This is a genomic window from Natrialba magadii ATCC 43099, assembly GCF_000025625.1.
GTDB classification, from domain to species: Archaea; Halobacteriota; Halobacteria; order Halobacteriales; family Natrialbaceae; genus Natrialba; species Natrialba magadii.
Map to the genome: position 1 here is coordinate 1517177 of NC_013922.1, position 21006 is coordinate 1538182.

The 21006-nt window shown below is 63.5% G+C and carries 18 protein-coding genes; 7 read left to right on the forward strand and 11 right to left on the reverse strand.

Going from position 1 to position 21006, the window contains the following annotated elements; translation table 11 throughout:
- Nucleotides 1-44: 44 nt before the first annotated feature.
- The 5 genes from NMAG_RS07145 to NMAG_RS07165 form a co-directional block, all read right to left on the reverse strand.
- Nucleotides 45-3218, reverse strand: a complete 3174-nt coding sequence (locus tag NMAG_RS07145) for a hypothetical protein (protein ID WP_237076822.1) — start codon at nt 3216-3218, stop codon at nt 45-47.
- Nucleotides 3219-3445: 227 nt separating this feature from the next.
- Nucleotides 3446-4441 carry a fumarylacetoacetate hydrolase family protein gene (locus NMAG_RS07150; RefSeq protein ID WP_004217301.1) on the reverse strand — a complete coding sequence of 332 codons (996 nt, stop codon included), beginning with the start codon at nt 4439-4441 and terminating at the stop codon, nt 3446-3448.
- Complete coding sequence (locus NMAG_RS07155; protein WP_004217302.1) at nt 4438-5262, reverse strand: cyclase family protein; 825 nt, start codon at nt 5260-5262, stop codon at nt 4438-4440. Before NMAG_RS07155 ends, NMAG_RS07150 begins: the two co-directional genes overlap by 4 nt.
- Before the next feature lie 144 nt (nt 5263-5406).
- Nucleotides 5407-5889 (reverse strand): hypothetical protein, encoded by a 483-nt coding sequence (locus NMAG_RS07160; protein ID WP_004217304.1) that lies wholly within the window; start codon nt 5887-5889, stop codon nt 5407-5409.
- The gene (locus tag NMAG_RS07165) at nt 5886-6542 is read right to left on the reverse strand and encodes a nucleotidyltransferase domain-containing protein (RefSeq protein WP_004217306.1); all 657 of its coding nucleotides are present in this window, start codon (nt 6540-6542) and stop codon (nt 5886-5888) included. Before NMAG_RS07165 ends, NMAG_RS07160 begins: the two co-directional genes overlap by 4 nt.
- Before the next feature lie 174 nt (nt 6543-6716).
- On the opposite strand from NMAG_RS07165, the gene NMAG_RS07170 reads away from it, so the two are divergent.
- On the forward strand, nt 6717-7802 hold the full coding sequence (locus NMAG_RS07170; RefSeq protein WP_004217307.1) for a geranylgeranyl reductase family protein: 1086 nt from the start codon (nt 6717-6719) through the stop codon (nt 7800-7802).
- A 108-nt stretch (nt 7803-7910) separates the two neighbouring features.
- Here NMAG_RS07170 and NMAG_RS07175 read toward each other — a convergent pair whose 3' ends face one another.
- Nucleotides 7911-8534: a hypothetical protein gene (locus tag NMAG_RS07175; protein ID WP_004217309.1), complete on the reverse strand. Its 624-nt coding sequence runs from the start codon at nt 8532-8534 to the stop codon at nt 7911-7913.
- Between the two features lie 181 nt (nt 8535-8715).
- On the opposite strand from NMAG_RS07175, the gene NMAG_RS07180 reads away from it, so the two are divergent.
- Nucleotides 8716-10152, forward strand: coding sequence for an MATE family efflux transporter (locus NMAG_RS07180; RefSeq protein ID WP_004217311.1), 1437 nt, complete (start codon nt 8716-8718; stop codon nt 10150-10152).
- Between the two features lie 18 nt (nt 10153-10170).
- Here NMAG_RS07180 and NMAG_RS07185 read toward each other — a convergent pair whose 3' ends face one another.
- Complete coding sequence (locus NMAG_RS07185; protein ID WP_004217312.1) at nt 10171-10560, reverse strand: hypothetical protein; 390 nt, start codon at nt 10558-10560, stop codon at nt 10171-10173.
- A gap of 800 nt (nt 10561-11360) precedes the next feature.
- On the opposite strand from NMAG_RS07185, the gene NMAG_RS07195 reads away from it, so the two are divergent.
- On the forward strand, nt 11361-12293 hold the full coding sequence (locus NMAG_RS07195) for a phosphotransferase (protein WP_004217317.1): 933 nt from the start codon (nt 11361-11363) through the stop codon (nt 12291-12293).
- 141 nt (nt 12294-12434) lie between these two features.
- Here NMAG_RS07195 and ygfZ read toward each other — a convergent pair whose 3' ends face one another.
- Entirely contained in the window at nt 12435-13589 is a 1155-nt protein-coding gene (ygfZ, locus tag NMAG_RS07200) for a CAF17-like 4Fe-4S cluster assembly/insertion protein YgfZ (protein WP_004217318.1), read from the reverse strand.
- An 88-nt stretch (nt 13590-13677) separates the two neighbouring features.
- Nucleotides 13678-13977 carry a DUF6432 family protein gene (locus NMAG_RS07205; RefSeq protein WP_004217320.1) on the reverse strand — a complete coding sequence of 100 codons (300 nt, stop codon included), beginning with the start codon at nt 13975-13977 and terminating at the stop codon, nt 13678-13680.
- Between the two features lie 319 nt (nt 13978-14296).
- On the opposite strand from NMAG_RS07205, the gene NMAG_RS07210 reads away from it, so the two are divergent.
- The 3 genes from NMAG_RS07210 (at nt 14297) to NMAG_RS07220 (ending at nt 16664) form a co-directional block, all read left to right on the forward strand.
- Nucleotides 14297-15505, forward strand: a complete 1209-nt coding sequence (locus NMAG_RS07210) for a DUF7093 family protein (RefSeq protein WP_004217323.1) — start codon at nt 14297-14299, stop codon at nt 15503-15505.
- Nucleotides 15506-15795: 290 nt separating this feature from the next.
- Nucleotides 15796-16179, forward strand: coding sequence for a DUF5611 family protein (locus NMAG_RS07215; RefSeq protein ID WP_004217325.1), 384 nt, complete (start codon nt 15796-15798; stop codon nt 16177-16179).
- Nucleotides 16180-16481: 302 nt separating this feature from the next.
- The gene (locus NMAG_RS07220) at nt 16482-16664 is read left to right on the forward strand and encodes a hypothetical protein (RefSeq protein ID WP_004217327.1); all 183 of its coding nucleotides are present in this window, start codon (nt 16482-16484) and stop codon (nt 16662-16664) included.
- Between the two features lie 101 nt (nt 16665-16765).
- Here the strand turns inward: NMAG_RS07220 and NMAG_RS07225 are convergent, their stop codons facing one another.
- Entirely contained in the window at nt 16766-18319 is a 1554-nt protein-coding gene (locus NMAG_RS07225; protein ID WP_004217328.1) for a heme-binding protein, read from the reverse strand.
- 143 nt (nt 18320-18462) lie between these two features.
- Here NMAG_RS07225 and NMAG_RS07230 point away from each other — a divergent pair, with 143 nt between their 5' ends.
- Nucleotides 18463-18990 carry a PadR family transcriptional regulator gene (locus NMAG_RS07230; protein ID WP_004217329.1) on the forward strand — a complete coding sequence of 176 codons (528 nt, stop codon included), beginning with the start codon at nt 18463-18465 and terminating at the stop codon, nt 18988-18990.
- 145 nt (nt 18991-19135) lie between these two features.
- On the opposite strand, the gene NMAG_RS07235 is transcribed toward NMAG_RS07230, so the two are convergent.
- On the reverse strand, nt 19136-20974 hold the full coding sequence (locus tag NMAG_RS07235; RefSeq protein ID WP_004217330.1) for a site-2 protease family protein: 1839 nt from the start codon (nt 20972-20974) through the stop codon (nt 19136-19138).
- Between the last annotated feature and the right edge of the window lie 32 nt (nt 20975-21006).

The window sequence follows — 21006 nt, forward strand, 5'->3', positions numbered from 1 at the left end:
CACGTCACAACACGTCACGACACGTCACGAAGGAGGAGACGCTATTACGATTCCCTGCCAGATCCATTGTCGTGACTCGATCCGGTCTCGTCACCGTCGGCTTCGTCGCTCGAGGGCCAGTCGCTTGCGAACTCAGTATCGCCATCACTCGAGTGCCAACCGGTTCCGGAGGGAGACTCGTCACTGGTACTCGAGTCCCTGCCATCGGTCGGACCACTGCGGCCGGAATCGCGCGAGTCCACGGCTGTCGGTTCCTCGGACGCGGCGTCGTCACTGAATCGGCTCCCGTAGATGAGCAGCGGCCAACCGACGAGGCCAGCAGGGACGAGCCCGACGACGGCGAAGAACAGGCCGGCCGGCCCGGCAGCGAGCACGCTACCGAGGACGACAACGGCTGGGATCGCGAGCAGCAGGTTTCGCATCCGCCGGCGACGACCGCGGTCGCGGTAGTGGCCGGCCGTTGCCAACAGGACGACTCCGCCCGCGAGCAGCGCGTTCTGGACGACGAACACGGTCGAGGAGGTGGCGGAGACGACGGCCGCGACGACGGCGGCGATCAGCGCGAGCGAGAGTCCGGTTCGGCCGCCGATCGTCGTCGATTCGCGACGAAAGAGCCGGGCCGTGAGCCAGCTCCCCACGACGGTGAATGCGATCCCGACCGGCGTAAGCAACGCCGAGAAGCCCCCGAGAAGCAGTTGCCGAGCGAATCCCCACTCGTCCTCGGCGATTGACTCAACGGCTGGTGACGAGATGGCGTAGTAGGTCCCGTTATCGACGACGATTCCAGGGTTCGGGACGCCCTCGTCGACCGTGTCGTCGGCGTTGGTCACGGACATCTCGTGGTCAGTCACGGGCATCTCGTCGTCGGAGTCGGGGTCAGTGTCAGTGTCAGTGTCAGGGTTGGGGTCAGTGTCGAGACCCGAGTCTCGAGTGTCGTCGACGACCTCTCGTTCCAGCTCATTCGCCTCACCGTAGGGCGTCGCAACGTCGTCCATGACGGTGCTGGTTGTCGTCGGTTCGAGTTCGATACGGAGTTCGCCGTCACCGTCGGCGACAGAACCCTCCCACTCGTAGTATTCTCCCTCGTAGACCGCGTACGATGGGGGCTCGCCGAACCACGTTACCGTCGCGACCGCCTCGAGTTCGTCTGGATGGTCGCCGTCGGATTCGTAGGTACCGTTCGCGGCCGCCTCTTCGACCGCCCGTTCGACGTCGGCAGGCGCGTCGGTGAGTTCGTCCTCGAGATCGAGGACTGCGGGGGCGACGGCCGCCTGCGCGAGTTCCGTCTCGGGATCGAACGACTCCACCTCTGCGGGCTCGGACATCGACAGCATGTCACCCATGATGATCCCGAACGAAGCGGTGAGAACGAGCCCGACGGCCAGAAGTCCGACCGCCGCAACGAGTCGTTTTCGCGAGTACGTTCCCGTCCGGATCGAGTCGGGCCCATCGGTCGGGTCCGAGGCCGAGCGCGGCCGAGACGGTGGCCGCTTCGCGACGTACCAGAGCCCGACGACCACGTTGACCAGCCAGATCGCCGCGAGGACGACGACCGTCTTCCGGTATTTCGGCCAGCCGGCGGCCGATTGGGTTCCCTTCGAGTCCGCGTAGATGCCGATTGGAATTCCGAGCCAACTCCCGATGAGGAGGCCGCCGAGCGTCATCTCCGAAACGAGTTCGATCTCCGCTCCGATGGCGACGAAGACCGCCGCCCAGAGGACGGTACTGAGGAGAACGACCCAGCGCCAGTACGAGTGAGGCAGCATCGGCGGGCCGCCGGTTCCGTTCCCCGCGCCGCCGCCGTTCGGATCCGCGGACGCGCCGTCCGTTCCCGCGGTCGCGCTCGCGCTCGTGGTCGTGGTCGTGGTCGCGTCCGGAGACGCGGCCGCGGTCTTCAAACGGTCCGTCTCTGCAGCTGACGACAGCGTCCGCTCGTCGTCCTCATCCCCGTCGGTCCGCCCCGAGACGGTGTTTGCGGCCCGGATATCCGCCTCGGACGCTTCGACGGTCGCCGTGGGCATCGCCGACGCGTCCGTGAAGCCGCCGGACTCGGTCTCGAGTCCGGCCGGTCGGTCGTCGCCGGTCGGAGCGGGGTCCAGCCCGTACTCCCGCTCGAGTCGCTCGATGCGATAGTTGATCGACGGCTCGATGATGGTCAGCCAGTTGAGCCGATCCGGGAGGACCGTGTCCTTCTTCGCTTCCGGAATGATACCGAGTTCCGACCCGATGCTACGATAGGCGGAGCGAACGGTGTCGGCTCCAAGGCGCTCGCTCGCAAACCGGTCCGAATGAACGACCCGGTTACGCCCTCTGTAGCTGTAGTACAGGAACAACGGGAACGCAAGAACGAAGGCGGCGAACGCCGCGTCGACGAAGGCGTTCGCACCCGTATAGTATCCGAACGCACCGAGAACGATACCGACGAGGCCGACGGCCGCGACGAGTCGGAAATACGTCGGCAGCGTCGGTCCGCTCCTGCCTTCGGCCTGCGCGAGCGCGACCGCCAGTTCGTCGTCGGTGACGCGGTCGAGGAAGCCGTCGTGGACCCAGACGGCTCGCACCGCTTTGCGACCGACGACGCGGAGGGCGGTCTGTGGATCCGAACCGCTGAAGACGAACACTGACCCCGGGTTGCACCCGAAGCGGTCGTAACAACGGTCGATGCGCGCGCGCTCGTCCTCGGTCGGATCTCGAACCGAGTCGGCCGTCACCGCCTGTAGCGGCTCGATCAGAGTGAGATAGCCCACCCAAACGACGATCGCTGCCGGAAACGTCCAGACGAAGTCGCCGGGAAGGAGCCCGTACCAGTCGAACTGGACGACTAGCGTCAGTGCGAACAGGGCGACCGTGTCGGCGAGCCACCGACGACGACGAAAGGCGGGGTCAACCGTGAGTGGCTCCTCCCGGAGCCACCTCCGGAACGGCCGCTGACCCCGACGGACGGCGAGCAGGCCGACCACCGCCGTTCCGGTCATGGCCGTCGCATTCGCGGCGGCGAGCAGTTCCGTACGGCCGGTATCAAGACCGAGCTCCGTGACGAGAGTCGACGCGAGCGGATACAGCGCGTAGATCGCGAGCGTCCCCACTACGACGGTCCCGAACAGGAGTAGTCGGACGACGGCATCGAGTCGCTGACGCTGGTCCGTCAGCACATCAGATCGACAGAGAACGACGGCACTGGCCCGAGCACCGGCGAACGCAGCGATCCATAGTCCCACCGACAACCCAAGTGACAGAAGCGAATCCATATACTCGTTACATTAATCGAAGACTATTCGGTATTATAACTATCGAGATGGTTGACAGAACGGTGAATGATCCCCCCACCTTCGTCAGCCGGCGCCTCGTGAGTGGTACAGAGGATCGCGGGCAATACCGCTGGCAGAAGTAGAGTACTCCGAGAGGGCAACGTTCGTACGACCAGCAGCGTGTTTGGGGAGACCGATCACTCGACGACCGTGTGTTCGAGTACCCCGATCCCTTCAATCTCGAGGGCCACCGTATCGCCGTCCTCGAGCCACTGGCGGAGTTCGAGACCACAGCCCTCGCCGACGGTGCCGCTGCCGATGACGTCGCCGGGGTGGAGCGTCTCGGATTGTGAGACGTGTTCAATGATGTCGGCAAACGAGTGGTACATCTCGTCGACAGTGCCCTCTGACCAGACCTCGCCGTTGACGCGGGCGGTCATCGGGGCCTCGAGCACGTCGATATCTCCGGCGGGGACGAGGTAGGGGCCGAGCCCGTTCGCGAAGTCCTTTCCCTTCGCGGGTCCGAGTCGGGCCTCCATCTCCTCGCCCTGCGTGTCACGGGCGCTGAAGTCGTTGAAAACCGTGTAGCCCGCGATGTACTCCTCGGCTTTCTCGGCAGGGATATCCCGCCCGCGCGTGCCGATCACGGCGGCAATCTCCAGTTCGTAGTCCATGATCCGCGAGTACTCGGGCCACTGGATGGTTTCGCCCGGTCGGACGACGCTGTCCGGATTACCCTTGTAGTAGACCGGCAGCTCGTACCAGACGTCGGCGATGTCGCCGTCCATGCTATTTTCGACGTGCTCTTCGATCGCCATGAAATCCCGAAGCGAGTTCGGCCGCGGCAGCGGCGCGAGCAGGTCGTACTCGCCGGGTTCGTACTCGATCTTCGCACCGGCGGGGCCGCGTTCGGCGCTCGTCTCGGCGGCGTACTCGAGTGCCTCCCGGGCGTCCGCAATCGCGCGCTCGCCGCGTTCGAGGAAGGCGATCATCTCGGGTGGGATGTGGGCGTGTGCGAGGTCTGCGGGGGCGGGTTCGCCCTCGGACTCGAGTGCGGCGCTGTAGGCGGCGGTGAGGTCGACGAGGGTGGCCTCCCCGGCCCCATGGCTGTCTGTGTCGCTCGCCTCGGCGACGGCACCGATGCGTTCGACGGGGCCGACAGGGGTATCGACTTCGAAGGTCGCGAGTTTCATGTATCCCTCCTCTCGGAGTCGTCCTCAAAAAGCGCAACGGGGCGCACCCAGCCCGCGCTGCCGTTCTCGATCGTGATGGGGAACGCGACGAGCGGGATCTCCGTCCGCCGCGGGAGGGCGTCGAGGTTCGCCATCTTCTCGATCTGGCAGTACTCGACCTCCCGGCCCGCGAGGTGAGCGGGCCAGAGTTCGGCCTCGTCGCCGGTCTCCGCGTAGCGCTCGGCCATCGCCGTGAACGGCTTGTCGAACCCGTAAGCGTCCGTGCCGATCACGCGCACGCCCTGCTCGACGAGGAATTTCGTCCCCTCGGCGCTCATCCCAGGGAACTCCGTGAGATACTCGGGGCACCCCCAGTACTCGTCCGCACCAGTCTGGATGAGGACGATCTCGCCCGGCGAGAGCTCGTGATTCAGGTCCGCGAGTTCGGCCTCAATCTCCGCGACCGAAATCTCGCTGCCCGCCTCCTTCCACCGGAAGTCGAGAACGACCGCGTGACCGCGACACCACTCGAGTGGCACCTCCTCGATGGTCTTCGCCGGCTCTCCGTCGACCTCGAGGCCGTAGTGTGAGGGTGCGTCGAGGTGCGTACCGGCATGAGGAATCACGTTGAGTTCCTCCCAGGCCAGCCCCTTCCCGTCCGGGAAGTCTTCGGCCTCGATATCGTACCCCTGTTCCCGCAGCGTCGCGGCGAGTCGCTCGGCACCCGCCTCGTGGTCGAAGGCATCGATCCGGGGCGGTGTCGGTTCGCTCGGAACGCCGTCCTCGAGCCCGATACTGAGGTCGATCAGCGTCCCGTCGGTGGCCGTGATCGCGTCGTGCATACGGTGGGAGACTGCGTCGGGGAACATAGTAGCTGGTGCCGCCTTTATGTACCACTTCCGACACTTTAGCAGGAAGACTACTATGTGCCAAGGGCTGCGTCAACGGCGAGAAACTCGCCAATCGTACGGAAGGCCTGACTGCAGTCACTCGCAAAGGCAGTCCTGCGTCCGAGTCAACTGAACAGTCTCGTCGTGGAGTTGCACTGCGAGGTCGTGAATCGTCCGTGCCCGGTACTCGCCGGCGACACCGGTCCGGTAGTAGGACTCCGACCGGTTCTCAATCCAGAGTTCTTTAAGCCGATCAGCGACGCCTCTCGAGAAGAGCCCTGCCCTCACACCCAGGTCGTACACTTCGGTGTGACGCTGACCGGCGACATCGTATCCCTTCTCTTCGACGTAGAACTGGATCGACCGCTCGATAGCGACAAAGGAACTCTCGATGATGACCGTGTAATGGCCGTTCCGTGCAAGCAGAAAGCTGGCAGCGTCGAGGAGCCGGCACGCCTTCCGCAACTGTAGAACGGCCGGGTCGGTGACGTACTCGAGTCCAACCTCCGGCTGCTCGGGCTTTCGCTGGAACGCGTCTTCTGCGTCTGCGAGTGCTGCTTCGAGGTCTGTCGACGTCATCCGTCTACCCCGAAGACATCACGCTTCACCCGACGGAGCGTCTCGCTCTCGACGAGGGGAATTCCCTCTTGCAGAATAGGGCGCAAATCATCGCCGCGCTTGCGGGCGCTCTCGGGTGATTCAACGAAAACCTCGAACTCGTATCGATCACCGTCGACCGGTTCGGCTTCCAGATCTCGGACGATGTCCGAGACGGTCCGTCGCGCAGAAACCGGGTCTTCGTTTTCGCCGACGAGGACGAAGACATCGATGTCGCTCGCGCGGTCAGCCTCCCCCCGCGCCACGCTTCCAAAACAGAGGACTCCCGCGATCGATGCTACGTCGCCATCCATCCGCTCGACAAATTGTTTGAGAGGATCACGGAACTCGGCTTGGGGAATTTCGAGAAGCGGGTCATCGCCGTCTCGGAGTCGACGTTCGTCGATCCGGAAGAGGGTTCGATTCCCGGCGTCACGTCTAACGATGAGCCCCATCGCCTCGAGGAGCGCAAGCCCCTTGGAGACGCTGGGACCGCCGTATCCGGTTAGTCGCTGTAGCTCCCGGTTCGAGAACTCCTCGGTCGGGTTGCGGGCGAGTATCTCGAGTGCTTCATCCATTGCCGCGTACCGAAAGACCTGCTCGTCCGGGAGCGGCAATCGTACTTCGACGGCCATTCGTTATATTCTATGTAACGCATTATGCCAGATATAACTATCGTCTACTAGCCGGAATCTCGGTAGTAGGTGTGACAATCTGTTTGAACTCGGGACGGCAACGGAGAACGCACACGACTGACCAAATCGAGACGTTCGACAGGATATTTACCGACCGCCGTGAACGTGACGGACATGTACGATTTCGTCGTGGTGGGCGTCGGCCCCGCCGGCGCGCGGTTCTCTCGACGGGCTGCCGAGAAGGGATTCGACGTGCTCGCACTCGAGAAGGGTACCGTCGGCACGCCGCTGGCCTGCTCGGGACACGTCAGCACCGACATCTGGGAGTTCACCGGCCCGGGTGCACGCGAGGACCTCTTCCAGAACGAGATTTACGGTGCGCGATTTCACGTCGGCGGGCCGAACAGCGACGAGTATCCGTTCTACAAGCGCGAGGTGGCCTCGAACGTCATCGACCGCGTCGGCCTGGATCGCCACCTCGCCGAACTCGCGCGCGAGGCTGGCGCGGACGTTCGTGAGGAACACACCGTCACTGACGTCCGTGAGCACCACGACCGCGTCGAGGTCGACGTGAGCGGTCCCAACGGTCCCGTTACGTTCGAGGCGAAGATGGTCGCTGGCTGCGACGGCCCGCGTTCGCGAGTTCGGGGCGAACTCGGCCTTCCCGAACCCGACGAGTTGCTCCACGGGGTGCTCGCGTTTTCTGACGAGGCGGACGACCAGGACTTCGTCGACGTCCACCTCACCGCACCGACGTTCTTCGCGTGGCGCATCCCGCGGGGTGACGCCGGCGTCGAGTACGGCCTCGCCGCACCACCGGGCGTCCAGGTCACGAAGCACTTCGAGGAACTGATCGACGGCTACGAGATCGACGTCTCGCATCGCTGCTCGGGTGCGATTCCGATCGGTCCACCGGATCGCGTCACGAGTCGCCGTGGTTTCCTCCTCGGCGACGCGGCCGCCCAGACCAAGCCCTTCACCGGTGGCGGCATCCTTTACGGCATGACGAGCGCCGACCATGCGGCCCGCGAGATCGATCCCGATCGGCCGACAACGCTCGCCGCCTACGAACGCGCCTGGCGCAACGATATCGAACGCGATCAGGAACTCGGCCACTGGCTCCGCCGGGCGTACTCGCTGCCCGAACCGGTCCAGCACCTCGGACTCCGCGCGCTCTCGGGCGAAATCGGTGTCCACATGGATCGGCCGACGTCACTGGTGTCGGCGAAGCACCTCAAGACGGTCTTCTCCTGGCGCTGAGTCACGCTCCGGCGTTCGGTCGATTCGTGGGTTCGTTGGTTCCGTGGGTTCGTGGATTCCGTGAGCCCGTCGCTTGACTCGCAGGTGGCGTACTGACCACCTGTCTGATCAGGGCGACTCCGTCGGAGTCTGCTTTTCCCGCGGGGCGGGCGCTGCCGGCGTTCCGATACCGGCCAGATCCATCGCAATCGCACCGATTCCGACGTGAGTCACGACGAACGCGACTGCTGGCCCGACAGTGGGGACGAACGCGGTGCTCGCTGCGGCAACGACCGCAATTGCGAGGGCAACCGGCTGGCTGTCGGTGACGAGTCGGCCGACTGCCAGAAACCCAAGGGCGCTACCACAGAGTGCGACGACGAGATAGAGGACGAGCAGCGGAACCGACGCCCAGCCGATGAGTGGCAGTGCGGCCATGTAGCCGATAGCGATGACGAGGACGATACTGAGCAGTCCGTAGACGAACGCAAAGCCCGGACGTTTGCGGGCGAGACCGGTCAGTGCCCGGGTTGTGTCGGGCGCGAACGCGACCAGTCCGCCACCGACGAGTAGCGTCACGATCGCGAGTCGAACGTTCTCGGGGAAGAGCGAGGAGAAAATCGTCTCTGCGCCGACCTGTGCGGCGTCCGGGCCTTGTTGTGCGAGAACCGGTGTCGTGGCGGCAACTGTACCGGTGGCGGCGACGGCAGCGACCGCGGCGACAGCAGCGAGACGCGAGGAGGGCGGCTGCATACTGCGACAGTGCGACTGGACGGTATTAAATGTCTGTTTTACTGGCACGTTCGAGCAGTTGCGGTCCGCACTCCTGCACTGTGGGGACTGGTCCAGTCCCAGGAGCGCGGACGCAACCGGTAACCGGCAACCGAGTCGTCAAACGATAGACCGAAGGGAGCAGTCCCAAAACGACCACTCGATGGCAGGGCGATACGCCGGCGTCGTCGCGTTCGTCGCGAGCGTGCTCGAACGCCTCGGAATCATCAGTGCCGAGCGTTTTCGCCCGACGATGGACCTCGCGTGGCCCCGCATCGTCACCGGCTTCGCGATCATGTCGAAACAGACGGCCGACCTGGCGATGGTCGGGCTGGCAGTCGGCGTCACCGGCACCGCCGGAATGGCCTATGCGCTCGCGTACTGGGAACTCGTCACGATGCTCGGACTCGGGCTCGCAAGCGGCACCGTCTCGCTCGTCTCCCAAAACTACGGGGGCGAGGCGACCGAGCGTGCCTCGCTCGTCGTCACCCAGAGCGTCCTGCTTGCCGTCGTCTTCGCGCTCCCGCTCATAGCCGTCTTTCTCCTCGCCGCTGCGCCCCTGATCGGACTACTCGGCTCGAACCCGGAGGCCATCGAGCACGGCAGCACCTACCTCGTCTTCGTCGCGCCCGCTGTCCTGTTCGAACTCTGTAATCTGATCGCCAGCCGGACCTACACCGGCGTCGGCGACACCTTCACCGAGATGGTCGCCCGCGCGGGCGGCGCGGTCCTCAACATCCTCCTGAGCGGCCTGCTGATCTTCGGCTTCGACCTCGGCGTCGCGGGCGCAGCAATCGGGACGAGTCTCTCGACCGGCTTCGTGACGGTCGTCCTCGCCTGGGGAATGACCGGCCGCTCGTACGGCCGACTCGGCATGGAGCCGAGTCCGGTTCCGATCAGCCTGCGTGGACCGTGGTTCGACCTCAGCGTCGTCCGTGAACTCATCGAAATCTCGACGCCCGAAATCGGCCGTCGACTCGCGGGTGGCGTAGTCGTTTTCCCACTCCTCTGGATCGCCGGCAGCTTCGGTCCCGTCATCGTCACTGCACTCGAGGTCGGCCGTCGCGTCCGGAGCCTGATCAACAGCGTGAACTGGGGACTCTCGTTGGCTGCGAGCTCGCTCGTCGGCCAGCACCTCGGTGCAGGCGACGAGGACGAGGCGGGTGCCTACGGCGCGTCGATCATCCGACTCTCTACCGTACTCTACGTCGCGATTGCAGTGCTCGTGATCGCGTTCGCAGAGCCGATCGCGAGCGTGTTCGTCGAGGATGCGGGTGCAATCGAGGCTGCAGCGGTGTTCGTCGCCGTCGGCGCGGTGAGTGCGATCGGCTTTGGCATCGACGGCGCGGCAGCGGGCGCGCTACTCGGTGCGGGCGACACTCGTCTCCCGTTCGTCGCCTCGCTGGTCGGCCGCTACGTCTTCGCGCTGCCAGTGGCACTGCTTGGCATCGCCACTCCATTCGGCGTCGCCACTCCACTTGGCGTCGTCGCGCTCTACCTCGCGCTGTTACTCGAGACGTTCGTTCCGGGCGGAATCAACTACGCGCTGTTCAGGCGCGGGCGCTGGAAGGCCGTGAGTCGGCGGTACCGGCCGTCGTGAGTCGTGTCTGTCTCTGCATCATGCGTCGGCGGCCCGGCCGACGAGTCCACAGGTAATCGACCGTGGCTCGACTAGCTCCATCCCGTCGACGGCATCAGGAGTGAGCAATAACACGGTATCGTCCGGTAACTCCTCTTCCACCCGTACCGTTCGACCGAGGGCGTCCTCGAGTGCCTCCGGTGACGCGTCCGCCGCGAGATCGGTCGGCGGCTGGGGGAGGACGAACACGAGATCGGCGGGCCGGTCGTGCTCGGTCTCGGCCATTTCAAGAAGGTCGGCCAGCGCGTCAGTGTCGAGGGACTCGAGTGACCGGATCGTCACGCGTTCGGTGTCGGAGCCGGGAGCGTCGGCGGACTGTGTGCGGACGCGGTCTGCGAGGTCGGTGAAGTCAGTGTTCTCGAAGGTCATGTGCGTGGCGCCAGTGGCGGGTTCCGTAAGCGTGTGCCCGGCCAGTTCCAGTCGCGAGAATATAGTAACAACTGCAACTAGTTACACACTGATCGCACAGCCCACTCACGGGTCACGTTGTTCCCCGTTCGCTGTGTCGCGGTTCTCACTCACTTCGTTCGCTCGCGGGTCACACTGTTCCCCGCTCGTCGTCCGCGGTTCTCACTCACTTCGTTCGCTCGCGGGTCACACTGTTCCCCGCTCGTCGTCCGCGGTTCTCACTCACTTCGTTCGCTCGCGGGTCACACTGTTCCCCGCTCGTCGTCCGCGGTTCTCACTCACTTCGTTCGCTCGCGGGTCACACTGTTCCCCGCTCGTCGTCCGCGGTTCTCACTCACTTCGTTCGTTCCGAACCGCGCTCGCTCCGAACCGCGCTCGCTCCGAACCGCGCTCGCTCCGAACCGCGCTCGCTCCGAACCGCGCTCGCTCCGAACCGCGCTCGCTCCGAACCGCGCTCGCTCCGAACCGCGCTCGCTCCGAACCGCGCTCGCTCCGAACCGCGCTCGCTCCGAACCGCGCTCGCTCCGAACCGAGCGCTCGTCGTGCGATCAGGTGTGCAGTGACTTGCAGTGGTAACTATAGTACTACCTGCTTCTGCTCAGCACGGACAGACAAGACTTGCTCAAACCGCCTCTGGCTGTCAGTAGTAGGCGGACCGATCTATTCAAGTGGTAGCCGGGGGAAGTAGCAGCTATCTTCTCGTGGCTGGAGCAGCAGGACTGAGACTCCAGCCGGTCGCCGCCCGGTAGCGGCTTTCAGCTATGGACGACCAGATTGAGAAGATAGTCGCACAGTATAGTACTGCAAGTAGCGTCATCCGTGAACTACACGACGTTCCGCCGTACCGTGTCTACGAAGTCGAGCTTGATACGCAACGTGCAGTGGTGAAAGTCGACGATCACCGACGAGGACACGCAGCCGACGAAGGTCGTGTTCACGAGTACGTCGCAACGGAGACAACAGCGTCCGTTCCCGAAGTGATCGCTGTTGGGTCTGACCACTATATTACAGTCTGTCGTGACGAGATTGTGCGCGAAGCGACACAGATAGATCCCGGCTGGGCACACGCTGCAGGTGTCTGGATGGCCACGCTCCACGGTGACACTGCCGGTGCGTTCGATGGATTTGGCCAGCCCCGAAACGATGGCACGAGTCTGTCGCTTGCAGCCCATGACACCTGGACTGACGCTGTCATCGAACGCAGTAGACATCATCGCCAGTACCTCGCGACGAAGGGGTACGCAGACGTTGCCGATGCTGTTGAAGCGTTCTTCCGGGATCATCCCTGTGTTTTCGATGGAGTCGGTGAGCCAGTGCTCTGTCACGGCGACATTCACCCTGAACATCTCAGCCGAACGAGTGAGGGTGGGTGCATCGCGATCGATTTCGAACACGCACTCGTTGCACCGGCGGCGTACGACTACTGGCGGACAGTGATGCCGTACTTCGAAGCGTCCGATGCCGTTGACGAAACTGTTACGCGGGCGTTCCAGGACGGATACGAATCTGTCCGACCGCTTCCCAATGGGTTCGAGGAGCGACGCCCACTGTACAGACTGCTCAACTGGGTTGCGTTCCTCGAATCACTCTATCTCCAACAGAACGTCGACCCGGACAAGCGCGAAGAGATCGGCGACTGGATGCAGACACGTGCATATGAGACGCTTTCGGAGGTGCGAGAGACAGTCGACTAAACAACTGGGGTAAGCAATCGGGAGAGACACAGAGCAACGAAGCAACGAGAAGATGCCTCAGAAGCGCAACTACGGAACTACGGAACTACGGAACTACGGAACTACGGAACTACGGAACTACGGAACTACGGAACTACGGAACTACGAGTAGTCCGGCAACCGATCCGACACATCCGAACCCTCGACGAACGGCAACTCGGTCCGCGTCGCCGGCACCTCCTCGCCGCCAACTCGAACCGTGAACGACTCGCCCTCGTGGTCGTACTCGAGTAGCGCCAGTGCGATGGGCGTCTCCAGCAGTGGGCTCAGCCCGGCGCGGGAGATTTCGCCGACGGAGGCGTCGCCGTCAAAGACGGCTGCGCCGGGGTTGGGGACGAGTTCGGCGGCGTCTGCGTCAGTGTGGGATTCGGGTTCTGCCTCGGCCTCAGGTTCAGACGCAGCATCCACCTCAATCGTCAACCCAATCAACCGCCGGCTCGGCTGGCCACGGTTCTCGACCCGCGAGACAACCTCCTGGCCGACGTAACAGCCCTTCTCGAAATCGAGCGCTGTTGTGAGACCGAGCACGTTCGGCACGGTTCCCTCGAGTTCGGTCTCGAACAGCGCCGACCCGGACTCGAGTGCGAGGCTGTCGCGCGTCCGGTAGCCGAATGGGGCGGCGTTGAGTCCCTGGTTGAGGAGGACGTCGTACACTGCTTCGACGTCGTCGATTCCGCAGATGACCTCGTACGTTTCCTCGCCGGTCAGCGCGTCGGTTCGGATGACGGAGACGCCGGCGTCACCCATCGTTCCGCGGACGAAGCTGTAGCGCTCGTCGGGCGATGCTGCGCCGTTGAGCACGGACGCGACCTTCTCCGTGGCCTGCGGGCCGTGGATACCGAAGATGGCGAACTCGTCGGTTGCAACGTCGATCTCGACGTCCTGGATGAACACCTTCTCGGACCAGTCAGCGGCCAGCTCTTTGGCCTCGCCCGGCGGCGTGAATAGCAGGATCCGCTCGCCTGCGTTGTAGATGTAGAGTTCGACTTCGATACGCCCCTGTGGGCCGAGTACCAGCGCGTAACAGCCCTGTCCGTCGGTTTCAGGGACGTGGTTCGAGACCACGTTGTCGACGTAGTCCCGTCGGTCCTCTCCCGTGACGGTGATCACGCCGTAGGCCAGTTCGATGAGCCCGACGCCGTTGCGGACCGCGCGGTGGGTGCGCTCCGGGCGGCCGTAGTGTTCGACGATGGTTCGGCCGGCGCGCTCGCCGAACGTCGCCCCGTGGTCCTCGTGAATGGACGAGATAACGCTCATGTTGCTGTGGAAGGGCCAGGGACCCACAGGCGTTTCGATTCGATGGTTCGAACGGTGGTCCGAGAGGAGTACGCGCGGCGTTGGCGTCTCAGAAGGGGAAGCGATCCCGAAGCCAGTCGCCGATCGACTGCTCGCCGTCCTCTTCAACGGGGTCGTCGGGGATCACACGCTCGTCGGGTTTAATTACCGTCTCGCTGCCGTCCGTTTCGACGACGATGAGGTGGTCTTCTTTCAACGTCGAGAGGGCCTCCTCGAGATCGTCGATCTCGGCTTCAACCGCGGCCCGGAGCTCGAGGACGGACATGCCGTCGTCGGCGCGGTCGACGAGTTCGTCGAGGACCGCCACCTGGGTCCGTTCCCGGTTCCGATACTCCGGCTTTGCTTTCATCGATATGTCTCTTCGACGACCCGGGATTTGACGTTTGTCGTTCCCGAACCGGTCGCGAGTCGTTGGCCATCGGGTGCTACTCGCCTCAGGTTGGCCTGCACCGCGGTACTGGAGCGACGTCGACCCATGGACCCGATGTGTTTTGTCGGTGTCATGAGTGCCGAGAGATCCCTGCGTTCTATGAGTGTCGTGAGTGTTTCGCGGGTGTGAGAGTGTAAACGCGAGATAAACGCCCGATCACATCTGTTCTATTACATATCATATGTTAGGACGTTCCAGGCGGTACGTTTTTTATGGCCAGGCTCGGTACGATGGGACAATGGTCCTGCGATGTTCGCTGCTCGGGCACGACTACGGGGAATCCGAGGTCGACCGCGAGCGCGAAGAACGGGGCAGTGAGGTCGTCGTCACCGTCCAGGAGTACGAAGAGTGTGTCCGCTGTGGTGACAGACACGTCATCAGTGAGAACACTGAGGTAACGAGTCTCTCGGCCGCACCGGCGACTGAGTCGGACGCGGTTGCTGACGCAGCTGCCACAGCTGACACCGCTGAGACGACTGCGACGCAAGACGCCGACCTGCCCCACGACGACGTATCGACAGCCACGTCCACGCCGACGTCCCCCACGGACTCGACTGCGGCCGAGCAAGGCACAACAGAAGAACCCGCTGACGCGACGACAGTCGAGGCGGACGACGCAATTACCGACGACGCGACGATCATCGACGGTGATGGCGGTGACGATGGTGATGGTGTCAGTGACGGTGATGGTGACGGTGAAACTGAGCCTACGCGTGCACACAATGACGTCGAGTCACACGCCGCAGATACCGCCGCCACTGACGCCGAGACCGCACCCGCCTCTGACGGTGCGGACGAACTCAACGTCCCGACGGACGAGGACGGCAACCCAGTCACCGACGACGGCGAGATACTCGAGGACGAGCCAGCACACGCCAGCGCGGGTGGCGACAGCGACCGCGAGCACGGCGAGTGGCCAGACTCCGACGACGTCGGCCCGCCAGTCGACGAGGAAACAGATACCGAACACGAAGAGTGGCCCGACACGGGCGAGCAGGTCGATGACGATGCAGTCGTTCTCGAACACGACTCGACGGCCTACGAAGATGACTCGGCAGCCGATGCCAGAACAGCGACCGTCGACGCCACTGACCACGAACAGTTCGGTGGATCGCAGGATGCCGGGCAGCGCGATGAGCCAGTGAGCGAATCGAACGCGACCGGGTTTGGGGCGACGGCCGGAACAGGTACCGATACTGGTGGCGGTGACACGACCGCCGCTGCAGCTGAAGCGGAGGCCGAGATGGCCGAAACAGGGAGCGGCATCGAACGCGTCGGAGACGCCCCCGCCCCCGGCGACGCTACCCATCCAGACGACGACGTGCCGAGCGAGTTCTACTGTCCACGCTGTGAGTTCGTCGTGAGCAGCGACCGCGGCTCGCTTCGGGCAGGCGATATCTGTCCGGAGTGTCGGAAGGGATACCTCGGCGAACGGGCCAGACAGTAACCGACAATCGCGTTCATCGCTTGCTGCAGTTTCACTCTCGGAATCGATGACGGGCAATGCACGCCGTCGGTTTTATTTTTCTCACGAGGTCGGACTGGCGCATCACGTACGGACAGCGTACTATCCGACAGCAGACCGTCCGAGGCGTCTGCTGGCCGCCGAGATGGCTGCGAAAAGACACCGTCTGTGAGCACGTGTGGGAACGCCCACTTCGTGTTCGCGCGACCTGTTGGGCACCAATAACGTCGGCTATGAAAAGAGGTAAACACTCCGCCGTGTATCTCCAAGCCATGAAGGAGTACAAGATGCGTCGCGGTGAATATCTCGAGGAGCGAATCCCCGACATGGAGTCGACCGTCGTGGACTACTTCGGTCCAATTACCGAAACGCAGGAGTTCAAGGGCAGCGACCTCTTCGTCATCGGCGAACCCGACAACCCCGTCTTCGAGAAAATCGTCGTCGGTACCGTCGAGTACTCCGGCAAGAAGGATAAACTCGCCGTCGAATTCCACGAGCGCGACCCGACCGAACTCGGTCCGGACGAACTCGAGGCCGCAGGCGAGGCCGTCGACGCAAAGAACGACTTCCTGCTCGAGGCGACCGGCCGTGACGCCAAGGCTCGTCGCGATTCGCTGAAGCGCTCGGTCGAAGACGACCCGGACCACGACTTCTAACAACCGATTTACTGTGGGTGCGCCAGAGGCGCACCTCGACAAACCGTTTCTGAGAGACACTCCACTCGCTGTTCCGGACACGTAGCGTTCTCCGGGTATCGTCGACCCGCTTGCCCCACACAGCACACAGTCGGTGCGATGACGATCCGTCCCCGTTCTGTCGCGTCGGGAAGTCTCTGTGAATTCGCAAGCCGTTTGCACGCCATCGTGAAATTGAGGGCAGTCACCGTGAGCGGACGTGCCGAGCGAATCCGAATCCAAGTTCGAAATCGCTATTTGGCTCACGTCGAAGCATACAGATAATGGATCTCGCAGCGTTCCTGCTCGCGACGGCGGTCGCACACGTCGGCTTTGCGATATTCGTCGCCGCACACGCCCGTCTGACTGACCAATCAGCCGGAAACTGGCCGTACATCACGCTCGCACTCGGTCTGGCAGGTATCGCCGGCTATTTCTTTTACGACGGGAGCGACGGCGCGATCTAGCGATAGCGAGCAGTCGTCTGTCACGACCGATCCATCAACCGCGTCTATCCACTTACTGATCATCGCCGAGACGGCAATATGTCTGGAAAAGCGCGCGTCACTCAGGCCAGGAAGACGTGTCGCGGTCGGTCCGCGAGCACGTCGCGACCGAACTCGACGGTCTCTGCGAACTCGTCGCTACGGAAGAACTGCATGGCGTCCTCGCGGGAGTCCCAGCGACTGGCGATGAACATGTCGTTCTCGTCCTCACGGTTCACGAGCAGGTCGGACTTGCGGTGACCGTCCATCTCCGCGAGAATCGACGCTGCATCGTCGAAGACGCCGATGAAGTCCCCACGGTGCTCGGGCTTGACGGTGTAGAACATCCCCATCGTGCCCCAGGAATCGTCCTCGTCGTCACCAGCCTGGCGAACGATATCCGGCAGGTCAGCGAGAAAGCCGGCCGCCGTGTTTGCCGCACGGTCTGTCTCCCAGAGGCTGACGACCGCGGTTTCCGCGTCGGAGTCGTCGTTCTGGGGCTCGTAGACGGCCGTTTTCACGTGCGTATCGTAGTGATCGAAGTTCGTCCGTAGCCCCTCAACCTCCTCGAAGAGTTCGCCTGCGTCGGCCGCGGAGTAGAGCACGACCGCGTGGACATCCTCGCCATGTGGCTGGCCCGCGTAGACGCCGAGTTCCTCGAGTTCGCTTCGGACGCTCTCATCGTCCTCGTCGGCGCCGGCGTCATCGTGCGGATCGCCGGAGCCGTGGCCGTGGCCGTGGCCGTGGCCGCTATCACCGTGGTGGTGGCCACTCGAGTCGCTACCATGGCCGTGGCCATTCCCATTCCCATGCCCATGCCCACCTGCATGCTGATGACCGGACGTCTGTTCCTGCGGGACCTCCTCACCCGCAAGGAACGCACCCAGGTTTGCCGGCGGGAACCGCCGCGCCGAGAGGAATCGACCGAACTCGGCGAAAGCTGAACTCGAGGGATCGAAGCGCATCTCGGTGAGCAGTTCCTTCACGTCCGTTGGGTCGTCCGCAAAGAGGGTCACACCCCACTCGAAGTCATCCAGGCCCACACTTCCCGAGATGATCTGGGTCACGCGCCCGGCGTAGTTCCGACCGAGTTCGCCGTGACTCGAGAGGTGGTCTGCACGCTCGTCGAACGGCAGGTCATACCAGTTGTGCTCCGGGCCGCGGCGCTTGTCCATCGGATAGAAGCTGACGAACTCGCTGTCCGGAATCGTCGGCTTCAGGCGGGACTCGATATAGCGCTTCGTGCCAGTGTCCTCGATCTCGCCGTCCTCCTCGAAGTACTCCTGGGACATGTAGCCTGAGACCTCGGTCACGGAGAGATACGAGTCTGCGCGCTCGGTGAACTCGGCGAGCGCAGTCTGCTCAAACTGGCGCTCGAGTGTATCAAGCGCTGCGAGCGTCGGACGGAGGTGCAGGAGCAGCAGGTCAGCCTTGTGGCCGAGTACGGAGAACACTGCAGAGTCACCCTCCTCGGCGTCTGCAACGTCGTTTGCGGCCGTAAGATAATCGATACCTTCCTCGAGTGCTCGGGAGCGGCGGTGTTCGGGGGCGTCGCGCCAGGCGTCCCAGTCGATCGAGCGGAAATCGTGCAGGACGTACCAGCCTTCGTCGGTCTGTGGCGGTTGGCGTCGTTCCATACGCGCGGCTTGGGGCGGCGAAGCCAAGAAGGAACGGGTTTCGTTCGCGCAAAAACGGTCCGAGGCGATACCCGGCCGCGAAACCGGCGACCAAACCCGGCGACCGAAACCCTTTACGTATATCCGTTTAAATCTCGTGTCATATGCGGAAAAGTGGACCGCCGAAGGGACTCATCGCCTACCTCGTTCTCGAGTTACTCGAGGAGAAGCCTCGGTACGGGTACGAAATTCTCAAAGAGATTCGCGACATCAGCGGCGGTCACTGGGAACCATCCTACGGCTCCGTCTATCCGATTCTCTACAAGTTCGAAGAGAAGGGGTGGGCCGAGCGTATCGAGCGCGAGGACGAGCCCGACCGCAAGTACTTCGAACTCACCGATTCGGGCTACGAGGAACTCGAGGAGCGACGCGAGAGCAGCACCGAGAAGGCACGCGATTTCGCGGACGTGATCCTCGGTTTCTTCCACGTCTATGCGGCGTTTTCGACGGACGAACGATTCGAAATTCCCGATGTAGAGGGCGAGTGGCAGTTCAACGAGGACTTCAGCCGCTGGGTCGTCGAGCAGGTGGTCCGACACCACGAGCACTATTTTGATACCGAGTTCGAGCGCATCGAGGCGACGCCCGAGGAGTTCTACGAACGCCGGGGAATCGAGACGGACGGCAAGTAGCGAACGGCAAGTAGCGGGCGGCGTGGAGCAGTACGTCCGTCGGGCGGAATTGTTGCTGGAGGCGGTGTTGGTGTCGGTCAAACTCGAAGAGACAAGAGCAAGACTGCGTACACGTGCAACGAGCTGTGACGGCGAGCTGTGACGATCAGCCCGCCAACCAGCCCTGCGCGAACAACATCGCGAGGAAGCTGATCAACATCGTTAGCCCCACAGAGGTGGTCACGATGCGAACCATCCCACGGTTCGCCTCAATTGGCAGTCGGGAGATTACCGCCTCTGTACTGGTCCGAAGGATGTGCCCGCCATCGAGCGGGAACGCCGGAATGCAGTTGAAGAACCCAAGCTGAACGTTGATCCAGCCGGTCCAGAACAGCAGGTTCGCGAGGACGAATATCGTCCCGTCACCCAGCGCGGCGAGCGACCCCTGCACCTCATAGAAGTTCTGCACACCGCCGGTGAAGCCGGCGAAATTGAACGGGAGAATCCCGACAACGCCGATCAGTGGCAACAGGAGTGCGAGACCGATCTTCCCGAGGAACGTGTCCGTCACCGCGCCGTAGCTGCTCTCACCGCCTCCGCCGAGGACGGCGAGGTACTCTTCTGCGGGGTAGAGCTGTACGCCGAGGTCGTTCAACTCGAGTCCAGACGTTCCCAGCGCGCCCTGGATTCCCAGGAACGCGCTGCCGGGCTGTTGTGGGTGCTCGCCGAGGGTGACTTCTGCCTCATCGCGTTCGCCGTCGGCGTAACTCACGACGGACAGTTCGTCGCCAGGCTCGGCATCTGCGAGCTGGGACTCGAGTCCCGCGTAGTCGTGGACGCGTTCGTCGCCGATGGTGGTGATGATGACGACGTTTCCGGCCTGGCCGGTTGCGTCGTCGAGCGGTTCGCCGTCGGCGACCTCGACCGCTGCGCCGATCGGTACCTCGGTGTCGGTTTGCTCGTCGGTGTCCGCCGGCTGGACGGTGAGCGTCGCGGTGTGGTCATCGCCGACAGCGTCGATGAAGCCCTGTTCAGTCCCGACGGCGTCGCCGTCGACGGCGACGATCTGATCGCCGGTCGAGAGGTCAGCCGGACCGCCGTCGATCGCAGCGGTGACGAGCAACGAGCGGTCGACAGAGACTGTTTCCTCGCCGTCGAGTTCGACGGTCACTTCGTCACCGCCGGACTCGAGTTGCGCCATGAGGTCGTCGTTGTCATCTACTGCGTCGCCGTCGATGGCGGTGATCCGGTCGTTCGGCTCGATACCGGCGTCTTCGGCGGGTGAGCCAGGTGCGACGCCGCCGACGGCAGCACCGGGGGCGACGGCGATCGCGCCGACAATAGGACCGAAGAGGAGCGCGAAGGCGATGATCGTGACGGCGAAGTTGTTCGTCACGCCAGCCGCGAACATCCGCGTCTGGCCGCCACGGGAGGCGTCCTTGCTACTCTCCTGGTCGGGCTCGACGAACGCGCCGAACGGGATGATCGCGAGCATCGCGATTCCCATCGAGTTGATGTCGATGTCCTCGACGCGACAGAGCAGTCCGTGACCACCCTCGTGGACGACGAGACCGACGAGCAGGCCGAAAACGATACCCGGCGTCGCAGAGAGCGGCAGGAAGTCATTGACGCCCGGGATAACGAGGACGTTCCGTGGCTGCTGGACGCCGCCAGTGGGCTGTGGCGTCGTGAGAGCAGCGACTGCCGCGAGCAACAGGAAAACGAACATCGTCGCCATGACGACGACGGCGATCCCGATACCGATATTCGCCCACGCCCGCCAGAACCGTTTCGGCCCGGAGAGCCAGTCGAGAAACTCCCGACCGCGTTTCGTATGGAAGGTAAGAATCGGACCCTGTGCTCCGACGAATGCGGGGAGCAGATCCAGTTTCCGGAGTGCGATAATCCCGGCCCAGTAGAGCAAGAGCCCCACGACGACCCACGTGAGTAGCTCCGACCCGAAGAGTTCGGGAACCGAGACGACAGCTGGCGTGCCGTAATCCATCGACAGTAATTCAGCGCGGTGTTCTCAAAGGG

What these genes read in the sequence shown, in the direction of transcription:
- NMAG_RS07150 (WP_004217301.1), bottom strand. Translation starts at nt 4,441, where the DNA reads ATGAAACTCGCGACCTTCGAAGTCGATACCCCTGTCGGCCCCGTCGAA.
- NMAG_RS07155 (WP_004217302.1), bottom strand. Translation starts at nt 5,262, where the DNA reads ATGCACGACGCGATCACGGCCACCGACGGGACGCTGATCGACCTCAGT.
- NMAG_RS07160 (WP_004217304.1), bottom strand. Translation starts at nt 5,889, where the DNA reads ATGACGTCGACAGACCTCGAAGCAGCACTCGCAGACGCAGAAGACGCG.
- NMAG_RS07165 (WP_004217306.1), bottom strand. Translation starts at nt 6,542, where the DNA reads ATGGCCGTCGAAGTACGATTGCCGCTCCCGGACGAGCAGGTCTTTCGG.
- NMAG_RS07170 (WP_004217307.1), top strand. Translation starts at nt 6,717, where the DNA reads ATGTACGATTTCGTCGTGGTGGGCGTCGGCCCCGCCGGCGCGCGGTTC.
- NMAG_RS07175 (WP_004217309.1), bottom strand. Translation starts at nt 8,534, where the DNA reads ATGCAGCCGCCCTCCTCGCGTCTCGCTGCTGTCGCCGCGGTCGCTGCC.
- NMAG_RS07180 (WP_004217311.1), top strand. Translation starts at nt 8,716, where the DNA reads ATGGCAGGGCGATACGCCGGCGTCGTCGCGTTCGTCGCGAGCGTGCTC.
- NMAG_RS07185 (WP_004217312.1), bottom strand. Translation starts at nt 10,560, where the DNA reads ATGACCTTCGAGAACACTGACTTCACCGACCTCGCAGACCGCGTCCGC.
- NMAG_RS07195 (WP_004217317.1), top strand. Translation starts at nt 11,361, where the DNA reads ATGGACGACCAGATTGAGAAGATAGTCGCACAGTATAGTACTGCAAGT.
- ygfZ (WP_004217318.1), bottom strand. Translation starts at nt 13,589, where the DNA reads ATGAGCGTTATCTCGTCCATTCACGAGGACCACGGGGCGACGTTCGGC.
- NMAG_RS07205 (WP_004217320.1), bottom strand. Translation starts at nt 13,977, where the DNA reads ATGAAAGCAAAGCCGGAGTATCGGAACCGGGAACGGACCCAGGTGGCG.
- NMAG_RS07210 (WP_004217323.1), top strand. Translation starts at nt 14,297, where the DNA reads ATGGTCCTGCGATGTTCGCTGCTCGGGCACGACTACGGGGAATCCGAG.
- NMAG_RS07215 (WP_004217325.1), top strand. Translation starts at nt 15,796, where the DNA reads ATGAAGGAGTACAAGATGCGTCGCGGTGAATATCTCGAGGAGCGAATC.
- NMAG_RS07220 (WP_004217327.1), top strand. Translation starts at nt 16,482, where the DNA reads ATGGATCTCGCAGCGTTCCTGCTCGCGACGGCGGTCGCACACGTCGGC.
- NMAG_RS07225 (WP_004217328.1), bottom strand. Translation starts at nt 18,319, where the DNA reads ATGGAACGACGCCAACCGCCACAGACCGACGAAGGCTGGTACGTCCTG.
- NMAG_RS07230 (WP_004217329.1), top strand. Translation starts at nt 18,463, where the DNA reads ATGCGGAAAAGTGGACCGCCGAAGGGACTCATCGCCTACCTCGTTCTC.
- NMAG_RS07235 (WP_004217330.1), bottom strand. Translation starts at nt 20,974, where the DNA reads ATGGATTACGGCACGCCAGCTGTCGTCTCGGTTCCCGAACTCTTCGGG.